This window comes from Citrobacter sp. GW821-FHT07H02 (assembly GCF_059418505.1).
The window spans coordinates 49,393-62,831 of record NZ_JBWKPZ010000022.1; the positions used below are offsets into that span (position 1 = coordinate 49,393).

The window sequence follows — 13,439 nt, forward strand, 5'->3', positions numbered from 1 at the left end:
TAGGCCGGATAAGGCGAAGCCGCCATCCGGCATTCTGCCGCTTAATGTTCTGAAAACATAGATAAATCATCCCTCTCTGCTAACCTTAAAGCATTAGGGGGAATTATTACTTTTTCGCGTTCCGTTGCGTGTTGACGTCAAATTTATGCTGGCGTAACATGCGCGCACGATTACGCTAAGAGGACATTCGCCTTGGACACACCCAGTAGATGCTGGCTCATTATCCTGTCATCCAGGATCAACTCCTAAGGCTATCCCTTTTTGCTGATAGCCTTCGCGGTTGTCAGCGACTTTCTCTCTTTTCCCGTCGCGTTGAGTCAGGCTGTTTAATGGTCTGAAACCCAATTTGTTTCTGTGTGCCCACCGAGCGTCCGATATTTTTATGCATTGGGAGTCCCGGTCATGCTGAGCGCATTTCAACTGGAAAAAAACCGACTAACCCGGCTGGAAGTCGAAGAGTCACAAACCCTGATTGATGCTGTCTGGATCGATTTGGTTGAGCCGGATGACGACGAGCGCCTGCGCGTACAATCTGAACTGGGTCAGAGCCTGGCAACACGTCCTGAACTGGAAGACATCGAAGCATCCGCCCGTTTCTTTGAAGACGAAGACGGTCTGCACATCCACTCCTTTTTCTTCTTTGAAGATGCGGAAGACCACGCCGGTAACTCCACGGTGGCATTTACCATCCGTGATGGCCGTCTGTTCACCCTGCGTGAACGTGAACTGCCCGCGTTCCGTCTTTATCGTATGCGCGCCCGCAGCCAGGCGATGGTGGATGGCAATGCGTATGAGCTGCTGTTGGATCTGTTTGAAACCAAAATCGAACAGCTGGCGGATGAAATTGAAAACATCTACAGCGACCTGGAAAAACTCAGCCGTGTGATCATGGAAGGGCATCAGGGCGATGAATATGACGAAGCACTCTCCACGCTGGCGGAACTGGAAGATATCGGCTGGAAGGTTCGCCTGTGTCTGATGGATACTCAGCGCGCACTCAACTTCCTGGTACGTAAAGCGCGTTTACCGGGCGGACAACTGGAGCAGGCGCGTGAGATCCTGCGCGATATCGAATCCCTGCTGCCGCATAACGAATCCCTGTTCCAGAAAGTGAACTTCCTGATGCAGGCGGCAATGGGCTTTATCAACATCGAGCAGAACCGCATCATCAAGATCTTCTCGGTGGTTTCCGTGGTGTTCCTGCCGCCGACGCTGGTGGCCTCCAGCTACGGGATGAACTTTGAGTTTATGCCGGAGCTGAAGTGGAGTTTTGGGTATCCTGGGGCGATTATCTTTATGCTTCTCGCCGGACTGGCGCCGTATCTGTACTTTAAGCGCAAGAACTGGCTTTAACGTTTTGCTGCCGGATGGCGGCTAACGCCTTATCCGGCCTACAGGTTGTGTAGGCCTTAAAGCGAAGCGCCATCAGGTACAATCACATCCCTTTGCGCGTTCTGCGCTGGGTATAAATTGCATCCATCACGAAAATCGCCAGCGCCGCCCAGATAAAGGCGAACGTCACCATTTTATCGGCACCCGGCGTTTCGCCGTAAAACACGACCGCCAGAATAAACATCAATGTTGGGCCGATATACTGGAAGAATCCCAGGGTGGAGAGGCGCAGACGCGTTGCCGCGGCGGTAAAACAGAGCAGCGGTATTGTGGTGACAATCCCTGCGGCTACCAGCAACAGGTTCAGCGACATGGGGTTTTTATCCATATGGCTGGTGGCGCTGTCGGCAATGCCAAAGAGATAAATCGCGGCGACCGGCAAAAGCCACAGCGTTTCAATCAGCATGCCGGTTTGCGCTTCCACCGCAATCTTTTTACGCACCAGACCGTAAAAGGCGAAACTAAACGCCAGCCCCAGCGCGATAATCGGCAGTGAACCGAACGTCCAGAGTTGCACCAGCACGCCGCAAGCCGCCATCGCGACGGCCAGCCACTGCATTCGACGAAAGCGCTCGCCGAGGAAAATCATCCCCAGCACGATGTTCACCAGCGGGTTGATAAAGTAGCCCAGGCTGGCTTCCAGCATGTGGTGGTTATTCACCGCCCAGATAAAGAGCAGCCAGTTTCCACCGATCAGAACCGCCGACAACGCCAACAGGAAGATCTTCTTCGGCGTTTGTAGCAGCGTTTTTAAATACGACCACTGACGACTGACGCTGATCAGCGCCACCATAAAAAAGAATGACCAAATTACGCGGTGCGTCAGGATTTCGTCCGCTGGAACGTAAGAGATCAGCTTGAAGTACGCGGGTGCGATACCCCAAATAAAATAAGCAGCAAGAGCGAGTAATACGCCCTGCCGCGTTTGCTTAGCATCCATCGGGAAAACTCATATCAGAAATAGAACGGCAGTTTACCTTTTTTCACGTACTTACCCCACCATATAAGTGGCGGTCGCGCTGGCGATATAAAGGTGGTCCTCGTTATGTAACTCCACGCGTGCCACGGCGACCTTATTGCCCGCCCGGAGTAAACTGCTGGTGGCGGTAAAACGGTTACCACGGCCTGGACGTAAGTAATCGACGCGTAGATCAATGGTGCCCATGCGTGACATCCGCTGGCGTAGTTCATCTTCACTGATGGTTTCGTGACGGGTCAGGGTACTCCCCACGCAAACCAGCCCGGCAGCAACATCTAATGCAGAGGCAATCACCCCGCCATGCAAAATGCTCTGTGACCAGTTCCCAACCATCATCGGCTGATTACTGAAAGCTAATTGGGCAAACTCCTTTTCATAGCGCTCCAGTTCCAGCCCCAATGCCCGGTTAAACGGCATATGGTAGACAAACATTTCACCCACTAATTTCAGGGCTTCTTCAGCAGTAAGTACAGCAGACATACGATTGGACACTCCATGGTTAATGAAATGTTGATATTATGCTTCTTGTTTGTTGTTTTCTACTTTAGGAGAGGATAACTAAACAGGAATTGAGTAAGTATGTAGAATGCTTGGTAGATAATTATACAAATCATCAATATTTAGTTCAGGAGAAGAGTACCGATGCGGGCGATTCTGGGATGGTTATTACCAGCAGCAATGCTGCCGTTGGCCGCGTATGCGCAGGAAGCGACAGTGAAAGACGTTCATGATGCACCGGCGGTGCGAGGCAGTATTATCGCCAACATGCTGCTAGAGCATGACAATCCGTTCACACTGTATCCCTATGATACCAACTATCTGATTTACACCAGTACCAGTGACCTGAACAAAGAGGCTATCAGTAGCTATAACTGGTCGGATAATGCCCGAAAAGATGAAGTGAAGTTTCAGCTGAGTCTGGCTTTCCCTCTCTGGCGCGGCATTCTGGGGGCGAATTCGGTGCTGGGGGCGTCCTACACCCAAAAATCCTGGTGGCAACTGTCGAATAGCGAAGAGTCCTCGCCTTTCCGCGAAACGAACTACGAACCGCAGCTATTCCTTGGATTTGCCACCGATTATCAGCTTGCGGGCTGGACCTTGCGCGATGTAGAGATGGGGTATAACCACGATTCTAATGGGCGTTCAGATCCGACATCGCGTAGCTGGAACCGCATTTATACCCGTCTGATGGCTGATAATGGCAACTGGCTGGTGGAAGTGAAGCCGTGGTTTGTCGTGGGCAGTACCGATGATAACCCTGATATCACCAAATACATGGGCTATTACCAGCTTAAAATCGGCTACCACCTCGGTGACGCGGTGTTAAGTGCAAAAGGGCAGTACAACTGGAATACCGGATACGGCGGCGCAGAACTTGGACTCAGCTATCCGATAACGAAGCACGTGCGTCTCTACACCCAGGTTTACAGCGGATATGGCGAATCCCTGATCGACTATAACTTTAATCAGACGCGTGTCGGCGTGGGTGTGATGCTGAACGATATCTTCTGATAAGCAGTTAAACATTGCAGTTTCTCTCTCAGGCGCTGAAAATAGCGCCTGTTTTTATACTGGTGAATGGGGTTAATGTGGCGCAGGCGGAAGTGTTGAATCTGGAGTCGGGAGCTAAACAGGTTTTGCAGGAAACCTTCGGCTACCAACAGTTTCGCCCAGGTCAGGAACAGATTATCGACACCGTTATTTCCGGTCGCGACTGTCTGGTCGTGATGCCAACCGGTGGCGGGAAATCCCTGTGCTATCAAATCCCGGCGCTGCTTCTGAACGGGTTAACCGTGGTCGTTTCGCCGCTCATCTCGCTGATGAAAGACCAGGTTGATCAACTGCTGGCCAACGGTGTGGCGGCGGCGTGTCTGAACTCAACCCAGAGCCGTGAACAACAGCTTGAGGTGATGACGGGTTGCCGTACCGGACAAATCCGCTTGCTGTATATCGCACCAGAACGCCTGATGCTGGATAACTTCCTTGAGCATCTGGCGCACTGGAATCCGGTGTTGCTAGCCGTTGACGAGGCCCACTGTATTTCACAGTGGGGGCACGATTTCCGCCCGGAATACGCCACACTGGGCCAGCTTCGCCAGCGTTTCCCCGCCCTGCCGTTCGTCGCGTTGACCGCGACAGCCGATGAAACCACGCGGCTGGACATTGTTCGCCTGCTGGGGCTGAACGATCCGTTAATTCAGATCAGTAGTTTTGACCGCCCGAACATTCGCTACATGCTGATGGAGAAGTTTAAGCCGCTCGATCAGCTCATGCGTTACGTTCAGGAACAGCGCGGTAAGTCGGGCATTATTTACTGTAATAGCCGGGCGAAAGTGGAAGACACCGCCGCACGTTTGCAAAGCCGCGGGATCAGCGCGGCGGCGTATCATGCGGGCCTGGAAAACGACGTTCGCGCTGATGTGCAGGAAAAATTCCAGCGTGACGATCTGCAAATCGTCGTGGCGACTGTGGCGTTCGGTATGGGGATTAACAAACCCAACGTGCGCTTCGTGGTGCACTTCGACATTCCGCGAAATATCGAATCCTACTATCAGGAAACCGGGCGTGCTGGTCGCGACGGTCTGCCTGCAGAAGCGATGCTGTTCTACGATCCGGCGGATATGGCGTGGCTCAGACGCTGTCTTGAAGAAAAGCCTGCCGGACAATTGCTGGATATTGAACGTCATAAGCTGAATGCGATGGGCGCGTTTGCTGAGGCGCAAACCTGCCGTCGTCTGGTGTTGCTCAACTATTTTGGCGAAGGGCGTCAGGAAGCGTGCGGCAACTGCGATATCTGTCTCGACCCGCCAAAACAGTACGACGGATTAATGGATGCGCGCAAAGCGCTGTCGACTATCTATCGTGTTAACCAGCGCTTTGGTATGGGGTATGTCGTGGAGGTCCTTCGCGGCGCGAATAACCAGCGCATTCGTGAATTAGCCCATGACAAACTGCCGGTCTACGGCATTGGCCGCGAGCAGAGCCACGAGCATTGGGTGAGCGTCATCCGTCAACTGATTCATCTTGGGCTGGTGACGCAAAACATCGCCCATCACTCGGCGCTCCAGTTAACCGAAGCAGCACGTCCGGTGTTGCGCGGCGATGTGGCTCTTCAGCTTGCCGTGCCGCGTATTGTCGCGTTGAAGCCGCGTGTGATGCAGAAATCCTTCGGCGGTAACTACGATCGTAAGCTGTTCGCCAAATTGCGTAAATTGCGTAAAGCGATTGCCGATGAAGAGAATATCCCGCCTTATGTGGTTTTCAACGATGCAACGCTTATCGAAATGGCGGAACAGATGCCGGTGTCGCCGAGTGAAATGCTCAGCGTTAACGGTGTCGGCATGCGAAAACTGGAGCGTTTTGGCAAAGAGTTTATGGCGCTGATCCGCGCGCATGTCGATGGCGACGACGAAGAGTAGTCAGCCAGGAAAAAAAGTGCCAGGATGGTGACTCACTGAACTATTTCCCCGCGAGTCATTTTTTATGTTGATGCTATTCCTCACCGTGGCCATGGTGCACATTGTTGCGCTGATGAGTCCTGGACCAGACTTTTTCTTTGTCTCCCAAACGGCTGTCAGTCGTTCACGTAAAGAAGCGATGATGGGCGTGTTGGGCATTACCTGTGGCGTGATGGTCTGGGCGAGCGTGGCGCTGCTTGGGCTGCATCTGATCATTGAGAAAATGGCCTGGCTGCACACCATTATCATGGTGGGCGGCGGTCTGTACCTGTGCTGGATGGGGTATCAAATGCTCCGTGGCGCGTTAAAAAAGCAGGAAACGACGGCTCCCGCGCCGCAGGTGGAGTTGGCTCAGGGTGGGCGTAGCTTTCTGAAAGGCTTGCTGACCAACCTGGCGAACCCGAAAGCGATTATTTACTTCGGCTCGGTGTTCTCACTGTTTGTCGGTGATAATGTTGGCACGACTGAGCGCTGGGGTATTTTCGCGCTGATTATTGTGGAGACGCTGGCGTGGTTTACGATTGTTGCCAGTCTGTTTGCCCTGCCGAAAATGCGTCGCGGTTATCAGCGTATGGCGAAATGGATCGACGGTTTTGCCGGCGCGTTATTCGCAGGTTTCGGCATTCATCTGATTATTTCTCGCTAAGTGATACGCCGGATAAGCGCTCGCGCTTTCCGGCAACATTTCAGACATGTCTTGCTGAGGCCAATAGCGCGCCGATCAGCATAAACAACGAACCGAACACTTTGTTCAGCGCCTTCATTTGTTTTGGCCCCTTAATCCACGCCGCGATGCGTTGCGCCAGCGTCGCGTAACCGATCATCACAATTACATCGACCACGATGGTGGTGATGCCGAGGATGACGTACTGCATCAGTTGCGGTTCCTGCGGCAGGATAAATTGCGGAAACAGGGCGGCAAGAAAAACAATGCTCTTTGGGTTGGTCAGATTGACAAAGACGGCGCGTTTGAATAATCGGCCACGTGATTGTGTGTTTGCCATCGTGTTCAGATCGATAGCGCCCGCAGCGCGCCATTGCTGGATGCCCAGCCAGATAAGATAGGCGGCACCCGCCCACTTCAGAACTTCAAAGGCGATGACCGAGCGTGAAAATAGCGTCCCCAGACCGATCCCCACCAGAACGATGTGAATGCCGAGTCCGGTTTGCAGACCCTCAATGGATGCCGCTGCGCCACGATAGCCGTGGTTGATTGAAGTGGTCATGGTATTGATGGCGCCGGAACCTGGTGAAAGACTCAAAATAATGGATGTCAGCAGGTAGGCGAACCACCATTCAAAGGTCATGAGAAACTCCCGGATTGTCTATTTTTATGCCACAATACGCTACTGTTGCTGTGTTGTGTCAGACATGACAAAAAAAACGATTTTACGTGGTTAACGAGGCTGGATACCCGATGTTTCAGCAGCAAAAAGACTGGGAAACAAGAGAAAACGCGTTTGCCGCTTTTTCCATGGGACCACTGACAGATTTCTGGCGTCAGCGGGAGGAAGCGGAGTTTACGGGCGTGGACAATGTTCCGGTACGCTTTGTCCGTTTTCGCGCAGAAAAAAATGATCGTGTGGTCGTGATTTGCCCCGGCCGCATTGAAAGCTATGTAAAGTACGCTGAACTGGCGTATGACCTGTTTCAGACGGGTTTTGACGTGCTCATTATCGACCATCGTGGGCAAGGGCGATCCGGGCGGTTATTGTCGGACACGCACCGTGGACATGTGGTGAGTTTTAATGATTATGTCGATGATTTAACCGACTTTTGGCGGCAAGAAGTTCAACCGGGGCCGTGGCGAAAACGCTACATTCTCGCCCATTCCATGGGCGGTGCGATTGCCACCCTGTTTCTGCAACGTCACCCCGCGCATTGCGATGCCATCGCGCTTTGTGCGCCGATGTTTGGTATTGTGATGCGTCTGCCCTCGTTTATGGTGCGCCATATTCTCGACTGGGCGGAAGGGCATCAACGCATCCGTGAAGGGTACGCGATTGGCACGGGTCGCTGGCGGGCGCTGCCGTTTAGCATGAATGCGTTAACCCACAGCCGACAACGCTACCGTCGCAACTTACGTTTTTATGCCGACGAACCGCAACTGCGGGTTGGTGGGCCTACATATCACTGGGTACGTGAAGGTATTCAGGCTGGCGAACAGGTATTGGCAGGGGCGGGCGATGATGCGACGCCTACGCTGCTCATCCAGGCAGAAGAAGAGCGTGTGGTTGATAACCGCATGCATGACCGTTTTTGTGAAATCCGCGCCGCAGCGGGCCATCCTGTAGAAGGAGGTCAGCCGCTTGTCATCAAAGGCGCGTACCACGAGATCCTTTTTGAAAAGGACGCAATGCGCTCAGTCGCGCTCAACGCTATTGTTGAATTTTTCAACAGGCATAATTCATCCAGCGAAAATCGCTTTGCATAGAGGTTTAATTTTCTTATGTATCAGGTTGTTGCGTCTGATTTAGATGGTACGCTACTCTCTCCCGACCACACGTTATCCCCTTACGCTAAAGAGACACTGAAACTGTTGACTGCCTGTGGCGTCAATTTTGTTTTTGCGACCGGGCGTCACCATGTCGACGTAGGGCAAATCCGCGATAACCTTGAGATTCAGTCTTACATGATCACCTCCAACGGGGCGCGCGTGCACGATCCCGAAGGAAATCTGGTGTTTACGCATAATCTGGATCGCGACATTGCCAGCGATCTGTTTGGCGTGGTGAACACGAACCCCGATATCATCACCAACGTTTATCGCAACGACGAATGGTTCATGAATCGCCATCGTCCGGATGAGATGCGTTTTTTCAAAGAGGCGGTTTTCAATTACTCGCTGTTTGAACCTGGTTTACTGGAGCCGGAAGGCATCAGCAAAGTGTTCTTCACCAGCAATTCTCATGAAATACTGCTGCCGCTTGAACAGGCGATAAACGCGCGTTGGGGCGATCGTGTCAACGTGAGTTTCTCGACGCTGACGTGCCTGGAAGTGATGGCCGGAGGCGTTTCGAAGGGGCATGCGCTGGAGGCCGTCGCCAAAGCAATGGGCTACAGCCTGAAGGATTGCATTGCCTTCGGCGATGGCATGAACGACGCCGAGATGCTCTCCATGGCGGGTAAAGGCTGCATTATGGGCAATGCGCACCAGCGCCTGAAAGACCTGCATCCGGGACTGGACGTGATTGGCACCAACGCTGACGACGCTGTGCCGCATTACCTGCGTGAGCTGTTTTTATCCTGATGTAACTGTTCTTTCGTTGACCAGTTGTCAACTGAACTCTCCGCTACAATGGATGCTCCTTGTTCAAAGAGACATCCATTGTGGCGCTACTCATCATTACCACGATCCTGTGGGCCTTTTCGTTTAGCTTAATTGGCGAGTATCTTGCCGGGCATGTCGACAGCTATTTTTCCGTGCTGATGCGTGTGGGGCTGGCGGCGCTGGTATTCCTGCCGTTTCTGCGCACGCGCGGGCAGTCGCCGCGGACCATTGTGCTCTACATGCTGGTCGGCGCAATGCAGTTAGGCATCATGTACCTGCTCAGTTTCCGCGCTTACCTGTACCTGACCGTCTCTGAATTTTTACTGTTTACCGTCCTCACACCGCTTTATATCACGCTGATCTACGATCTGTTGAGTAAGCGCAGACTGCGCTGGGGCTATGTGTTGAGCGCGCTGTTGGCGGTGGTTGGAGCCGCTATCATTCGTTATGACAAAGTCAGCGACCACTTCTGGACCGGTTTGTTGCTGGTACAGCTGGCGAATATCAGTTTTGCCATTGGCATGGTGGGTTACAAGCGATTGATGGAGATCCACCCGATGCCGCAGCACAACGCGTTTGCCTGGTTCTACATGGGGGCATTTCTGGTGGCTGTCGCCGCCTGGTTTATGCTGGGGAATCCTAACAAGCTCCCGACGACCCCATTACAATGGGGCATTCTGGTCTGGTTGGGCGTGGTGGCTTCCGGACTGGGGTACTTTATGTGGAACTACGGGGCGACGCAGGTGGATGCAGGCACGCTGGGCATCATGAATAACGTGCATGTGCCCGCAGGACTGCTGGTCAACCTTGCTATCTGGCAAGAACAGCCCCACTGGCCAAGCTTTATCATTGGGGCGACGGTGATACTGGCCTCGCTGTGGGTACATCGCTATTGGGTCGCTCCGCGCTCCGTACGAACGGCAGATGATCGCAAGCGTGGTTCCGCGCTGAACGAATAAAGGCTTCCGTGACCGCCTGCCGTTGTTCGCCGTCGCGGACGGCGGCGTAGAGGCGACTCCACAATCCATCACCCAGGGTTTTGGTCACCACCAGACCCTGGCGTTCAAAACTCTCCACCACCCAGTGCGGCAGGGCTGCAATACCCATTCTGGCCGCGACCATTTGGATCAGCAGTAGCGTGTTATCGACGCTTTTCAGCGACGGGCTGACACCCGCTGGCTGCAGGAAGTGACGCCACACGTCGAGGCGGCTGCGCTGCACCGGGTAGATCAGCAGCGTTTCGCTGGCAAGATCTTCCGGCGTGATCAGCGTTTTGCTGGCCAGCGGATGATCCGGAGCCAATACCAGACGCACTTCAAAATCAAACATAGGTGAATAGTGTAGTCCACTGCGCGGCAGGATATCGGAGGTCATCACCAGATCCAGCTCGTCCTGCTGCAACGCGGGTTGTGGGTCAAACGTCACGCCTGATTTGAAATCCATCTCCACCTGCGGCCATTTCGCGTGGAAATTTTCCAGCGCCGGGGTCAGCCACTGAATACAGCTATGACATTCAATCGCAATACGTAGCCGGGTCTGTTGCGGTTCGTTGCATGCCTGAAGCGCCCGGCCAATCTGCGGCAGCACCTGGTTCGCCAGCTGCAGGAGAATCTCTCCCTGTGGCGTAAAACGCAGCGGCTGGCTTTTACGCACAAAGAGCCGGAAACCGAGGCGTTGCTCCAGATCGCTGAACTGGTGAGACAGGGCGGATTGGGTCTGATGCAACGTTGCCGCGGCGGCGGCCAGCGAACCACTATTCCGCAACGCCTGTAGCGTTTTCAGGTGTTTAATTTCGATCATGAAAGTCCTTCACTTCGGCATGAACAAATTGCGCTTGAGGAATACACATTACATTTACATTATGGATGTGTAAACATCTGGACGTCCAAAACTCGTCATATTTCGACTTGCAGGTGCGTTGGCTTCCTCGCTTACCCCAGTCACTTACTTCAGTAAGCTCCTGGGGATGCGCTGTGTCGCCGCCTTCCTGCCAGCCGAACTATTTAGAGTTTTGCTTTCAGATTCAATAAAATAATGAGAGGAAGAAAAATGACAATATTGAATCACACCCTCGGTTTTCCTCGCGTTGGCCTTCGCCGCGAGCTGAAAAAAGCACAAGAAAGATACTGGGCGGGCAACGCCACTCGTGACGAACTGCTGGCAGTGGGACGTGAGCTGCGTGCCCGTCACTGGGACCAGCAAAAGCAGGCGGGCGTGGATCTGCTGCCAGTGGGCGATTTCGCCTGGTACGACCATGTTCTGACCACCAGCCTGCTGCTCGGCAACGTGCCGGCTCGTCATCAGAACAACGATGGATCGGTGGATATCGACACCCTGTTCCGTATTGGTCGCGGTCGTGCGCCAACCGGCGAACCGGCAGCGGCAGCGGAAATGACCAAATGGTTTAACACCAACTACCACTACATGGTGCCGGAGTTCGTGAAAGGCCAGCAGTTCAAACTGACCTGGACCCAGCTTCTGGATGAAGTGGATGAAGCACTGGCGCTTGGCCACACGATCAAACCTGTGCTGCTCGGCCCGGTGACCTACCTGTGGCTGGGTAAAGTGAAAGGCGAGCAGTTTGATCGCCTGAGCCTGCTGAATGACATTCTGCCGGTGTACCAGCAGGTGCTGGCTGAACTGGCAAAACGTGGCGTTGAGTGGGTACAAATTGATGAGCCAGCGCTGGTACTGGAGCTACCGCAAGAGTGGCTGGACGCCTTCAAACCGGCTTACGATGCGCTCACGGGTCAGGTGAAACTGCTGCTGACCACCTATTTTGAAGGCGTGACGCCGAACCTCGACACCATTACCGCGCTGCCGGTGCAGGGTCTGCACGTTGACCTGATTCATGGGAAAGATGACGTGGCTGAACTGCACAAGCGTCTGCCATCTGACTGGCTGCTCTCTGCCGGGCTGGTGAATGGTCGTAACGTCTGGCGTGCCGATCTCACCGAGAAATACGCGCAAGTTAAAGATATCGTTGGCAAACGTTCCCTGTGGGTGGCCTCGTCGTGCTCCCTGCTGCACAGCCCGATCGATCTCAGCGTGGAAACACGCCTGGATGCGGAAGTGAAAAGCTGGTTCTCCTTCGCCCTGCAAAAATGCGGTGAGCTGGCGCTGCTGCGTGATGCGCTGAACAGCGGCGATACCGCAAAACTGGCGGAATGGAGCGCCCCGATTCAGGCGCGTCGCCACTCGACTCGCGTTCACAACGCGGCGGTGGAAAAACGTCTGGCAGCGATTACCGCCCAGGACAGCCAGCGTACGAATGCCTATGAAGTGCGTGCTGAAGCTCAACGCGCTCGTTTTAAACTGCCCGCCTGGCCGACCACCACGATTGGCTCCTTCCCGCAAACCACGGAAATCCGCGGCCTGCGCCTGGACTTCAAAAAGGGCAACCTTGATGCCAACAACTACCGCACCGGCATTGCGGAACACATCAAACAGGCGATTGTTGAGCAGGAACGCTTAGGCCTCGACGTGTTGGTACACGGTGAAGCCGAACGTAACGACATGGTGGAATATTTTGGCGAGCACCTCGACGGGTTCGTCTTTACCCAGAACGGTTGGGTACAGAGCTACGGTTCCCGCTGCGTGAAGCCGCCGGTGGTGATTGGCGACGTCAGCCGTCCGGAAGCGATCACCGTCGAGTGGGCGAAGTACGCCCAGTCTCTGACCGACAAACCGGTGAAAGGCATGCTGACCGGCCCGGTGACCATTCTTTGCTGGTCCTTCCCGCGTGAAGACGTCACCCGTGAAACCATCGCTAAGCAGATTGCGCTGGCGCTGCGTGATGAAGTGGCAGATCTGGAAGCCGCAGGGATTGGCATCATCCAGATCGACGAACCGGCGCTGCGCGAAGGTTTACCGCTACGTCGCAGCGACTGGGCGGCGTATCTGGAGTGGGGCGTGGAAGCCTTCCGTATCAACGCCGCTGTGGCGAAGGATGACACCCAGATCCACACTCACATGTGTTACTGCGAGTTCAATGACATCATGGATTCGATTGCGGCGCTGGACGCTGACGTTATCACCATTGAAACCTCGCGTTCCGACATGGAGCTGCTGGAGTCCTTCGAAGAGTTTGATTACCCGAACGAAATCGGGCCGGGCGTGTATGACATTCACTCGCCGAACGTGCCGAGCGTGGAGTGGATTGAAGCACTGCTGAAGAAAGCCGAGCAGCGGATCCCGGCGGAGCGTCTGTGGGTCAACCCGGACTGCGGCCTCAAAACCCGCGGCTGGCCGGAAACCCGCGCCGCGCTGGCGAACATGGTGCAGGCGGCGCAGAATTTGCGTCAGGCGTAGTACTCAGACCGGGTGGCATAGCCACCCG

Annotated in this window: 13 protein-coding genes; 9 read left to right on the top strand and 4 right to left on the bottom strand. The window is 54.2% G+C overall.

The genetic code is table 11. The features are described from left to right. The first annotated feature begins 192 nt into the window (after positions 1-192). Together ysgD and corA are read left to right on the top strand one after the other, a co-directional pair. Positions 193-249 (top strand): YsgD/CorL family protein, encoded by a 57-nt coding sequence (gene ysgD / locus AC07NP_RS18830; RefSeq protein WP_238340021.1) that lies wholly within the window; start codon positions 193-195, stop codon positions 247-249. A gap of 153 nt (positions 250-402) precedes the next feature. Further along, positions 403-1,353 carry a magnesium/cobalt transporter CorA gene (gene corA / locus AC07NP_RS18835; protein WP_192613961.1) on the top strand — a complete coding sequence of 317 codons (951 nt, stop codon included), beginning with the start codon at positions 403-405 and terminating at the stop codon, positions 1,351-1,353. Positions 1,354-1,435: 82 nt separating this feature from the next. Here the strand turns inward: corA and rarD are convergent, their stop codons facing one another. Beyond that, positions 1,436-2,332 carry an EamA family transporter RarD gene (rarD, locus tag AC07NP_RS18840; protein ID WP_203359455.1) on the bottom strand — a complete coding sequence of 299 codons (897 nt, stop codon included), beginning with the start codon at positions 2,330-2,332 and terminating at the stop codon, positions 1,436-1,438. Between the two features lie 51 nt (positions 2,333-2,383). Beyond that, positions 2,384-2,851: an acyl-CoA thioesterase YigI gene (yigI, locus tag AC07NP_RS18845; protein WP_192613959.1), complete on the bottom strand. Its 468-nt coding sequence runs from the start codon at positions 2,849-2,851 to the stop codon at positions 2,384-2,386. A 162-nt stretch (positions 2,852-3,013) separates the two neighbouring features. On the opposite strand from yigI, the gene pldA reads away from it, so the two are divergent. The 3 genes from pldA (at position 3,014) to rhtC (ending at position 6,475) form a co-directional block, all read left to right on the top strand. After that, a complete protein-coding gene (gene pldA, locus AC07NP_RS18850) occupies positions 3,014-3,883 on the top strand; it encodes a phospholipase A (protein ID WP_203359454.1) in 870 nt (289 codons plus the stop codon). Between the two features lie 77 nt (positions 3,884-3,960). Further along, entirely contained in the window at positions 3,961-5,790 is a 1,830-nt protein-coding gene (gene recQ / locus AC07NP_RS18855) for an ATP-dependent DNA helicase RecQ (protein WP_494661403.1), read from the top strand. 64 nt (positions 5,791-5,854) lie between these two features. Then, positions 5,855-6,475 (top strand): threonine export protein RhtC, encoded by a 621-nt coding sequence (rhtC, locus tag AC07NP_RS18860; RefSeq protein WP_203359453.1) that lies wholly within the window; start codon positions 5,855-5,857, stop codon positions 6,473-6,475. Positions 6,476-6,515: 40 nt separating this feature from the next. Here the strand turns inward: rhtC and rhtB are convergent, their stop codons facing one another. Then, on the bottom strand, positions 6,516-7,136 hold the full coding sequence (gene rhtB, locus AC07NP_RS18865) for a homoserine/homoserine lactone efflux protein (protein WP_494661385.1): 621 nt from the start codon (positions 7,134-7,136) through the stop codon (positions 6,516-6,518). A gap of 110 nt (positions 7,137-7,246) precedes the next feature. Between rhtB and pldB the strand changes: the two genes are divergently transcribed. From pldB to AC07NP_RS18880, 3 genes are all read left to right on the top strand, one after another. Next, entirely contained in the window at positions 7,247-8,263 is a 1,017-nt protein-coding gene (gene pldB, locus AC07NP_RS18870) for a lysophospholipase L2 (protein WP_494661386.1), read from the top strand. 15 nt (positions 8,264-8,278) lie between these two features. After that, positions 8,279-9,079, top strand: coding sequence for a sugar/pyridoxal phosphate phosphatase YigL (yigL, locus tag AC07NP_RS18875; protein ID WP_494661387.1), 801 nt, complete (start codon positions 8,279-8,281; stop codon positions 9,077-9,079). An 80-nt stretch (positions 9,080-9,159) separates the two neighbouring features. After that, complete coding sequence (locus AC07NP_RS18880) at positions 9,160-10,059, top strand: carboxylate/amino acid/amine transporter (protein ID WP_276295260.1); 900 nt, start codon at positions 9,160-9,162, stop codon at positions 10,057-10,059. Here AC07NP_RS18880 and metR read toward each other — a convergent pair. Beyond that, positions 9,947-10,900 (bottom strand): HTH-type transcriptional regulator MetR, encoded by a 954-nt coding sequence (gene metR / locus AC07NP_RS18885; RefSeq protein ID WP_494661388.1) that lies wholly within the window; start codon positions 10,898-10,900, stop codon positions 9,947-9,949. The genes AC07NP_RS18880 and metR overlap by 113 nt on opposite strands. Before the next feature lie 249 nt (positions 10,901-11,149). Here metR and metE point away from each other — a divergent pair, with 249 nt between their 5' ends. Continuing rightward, positions 11,150-13,411 carry a 5-methyltetrahydropteroyltriglutamate--homocysteine S-methyltransferase gene (gene metE / locus AC07NP_RS18890; protein ID WP_494661389.1) on the top strand — a complete coding sequence of 754 codons (2,262 nt, stop codon included), beginning with the start codon at positions 11,150-11,152 and terminating at the stop codon, positions 13,409-13,411. The last annotated feature ends 28 nt before the right edge of the window (positions 13,412-13,439 follow it).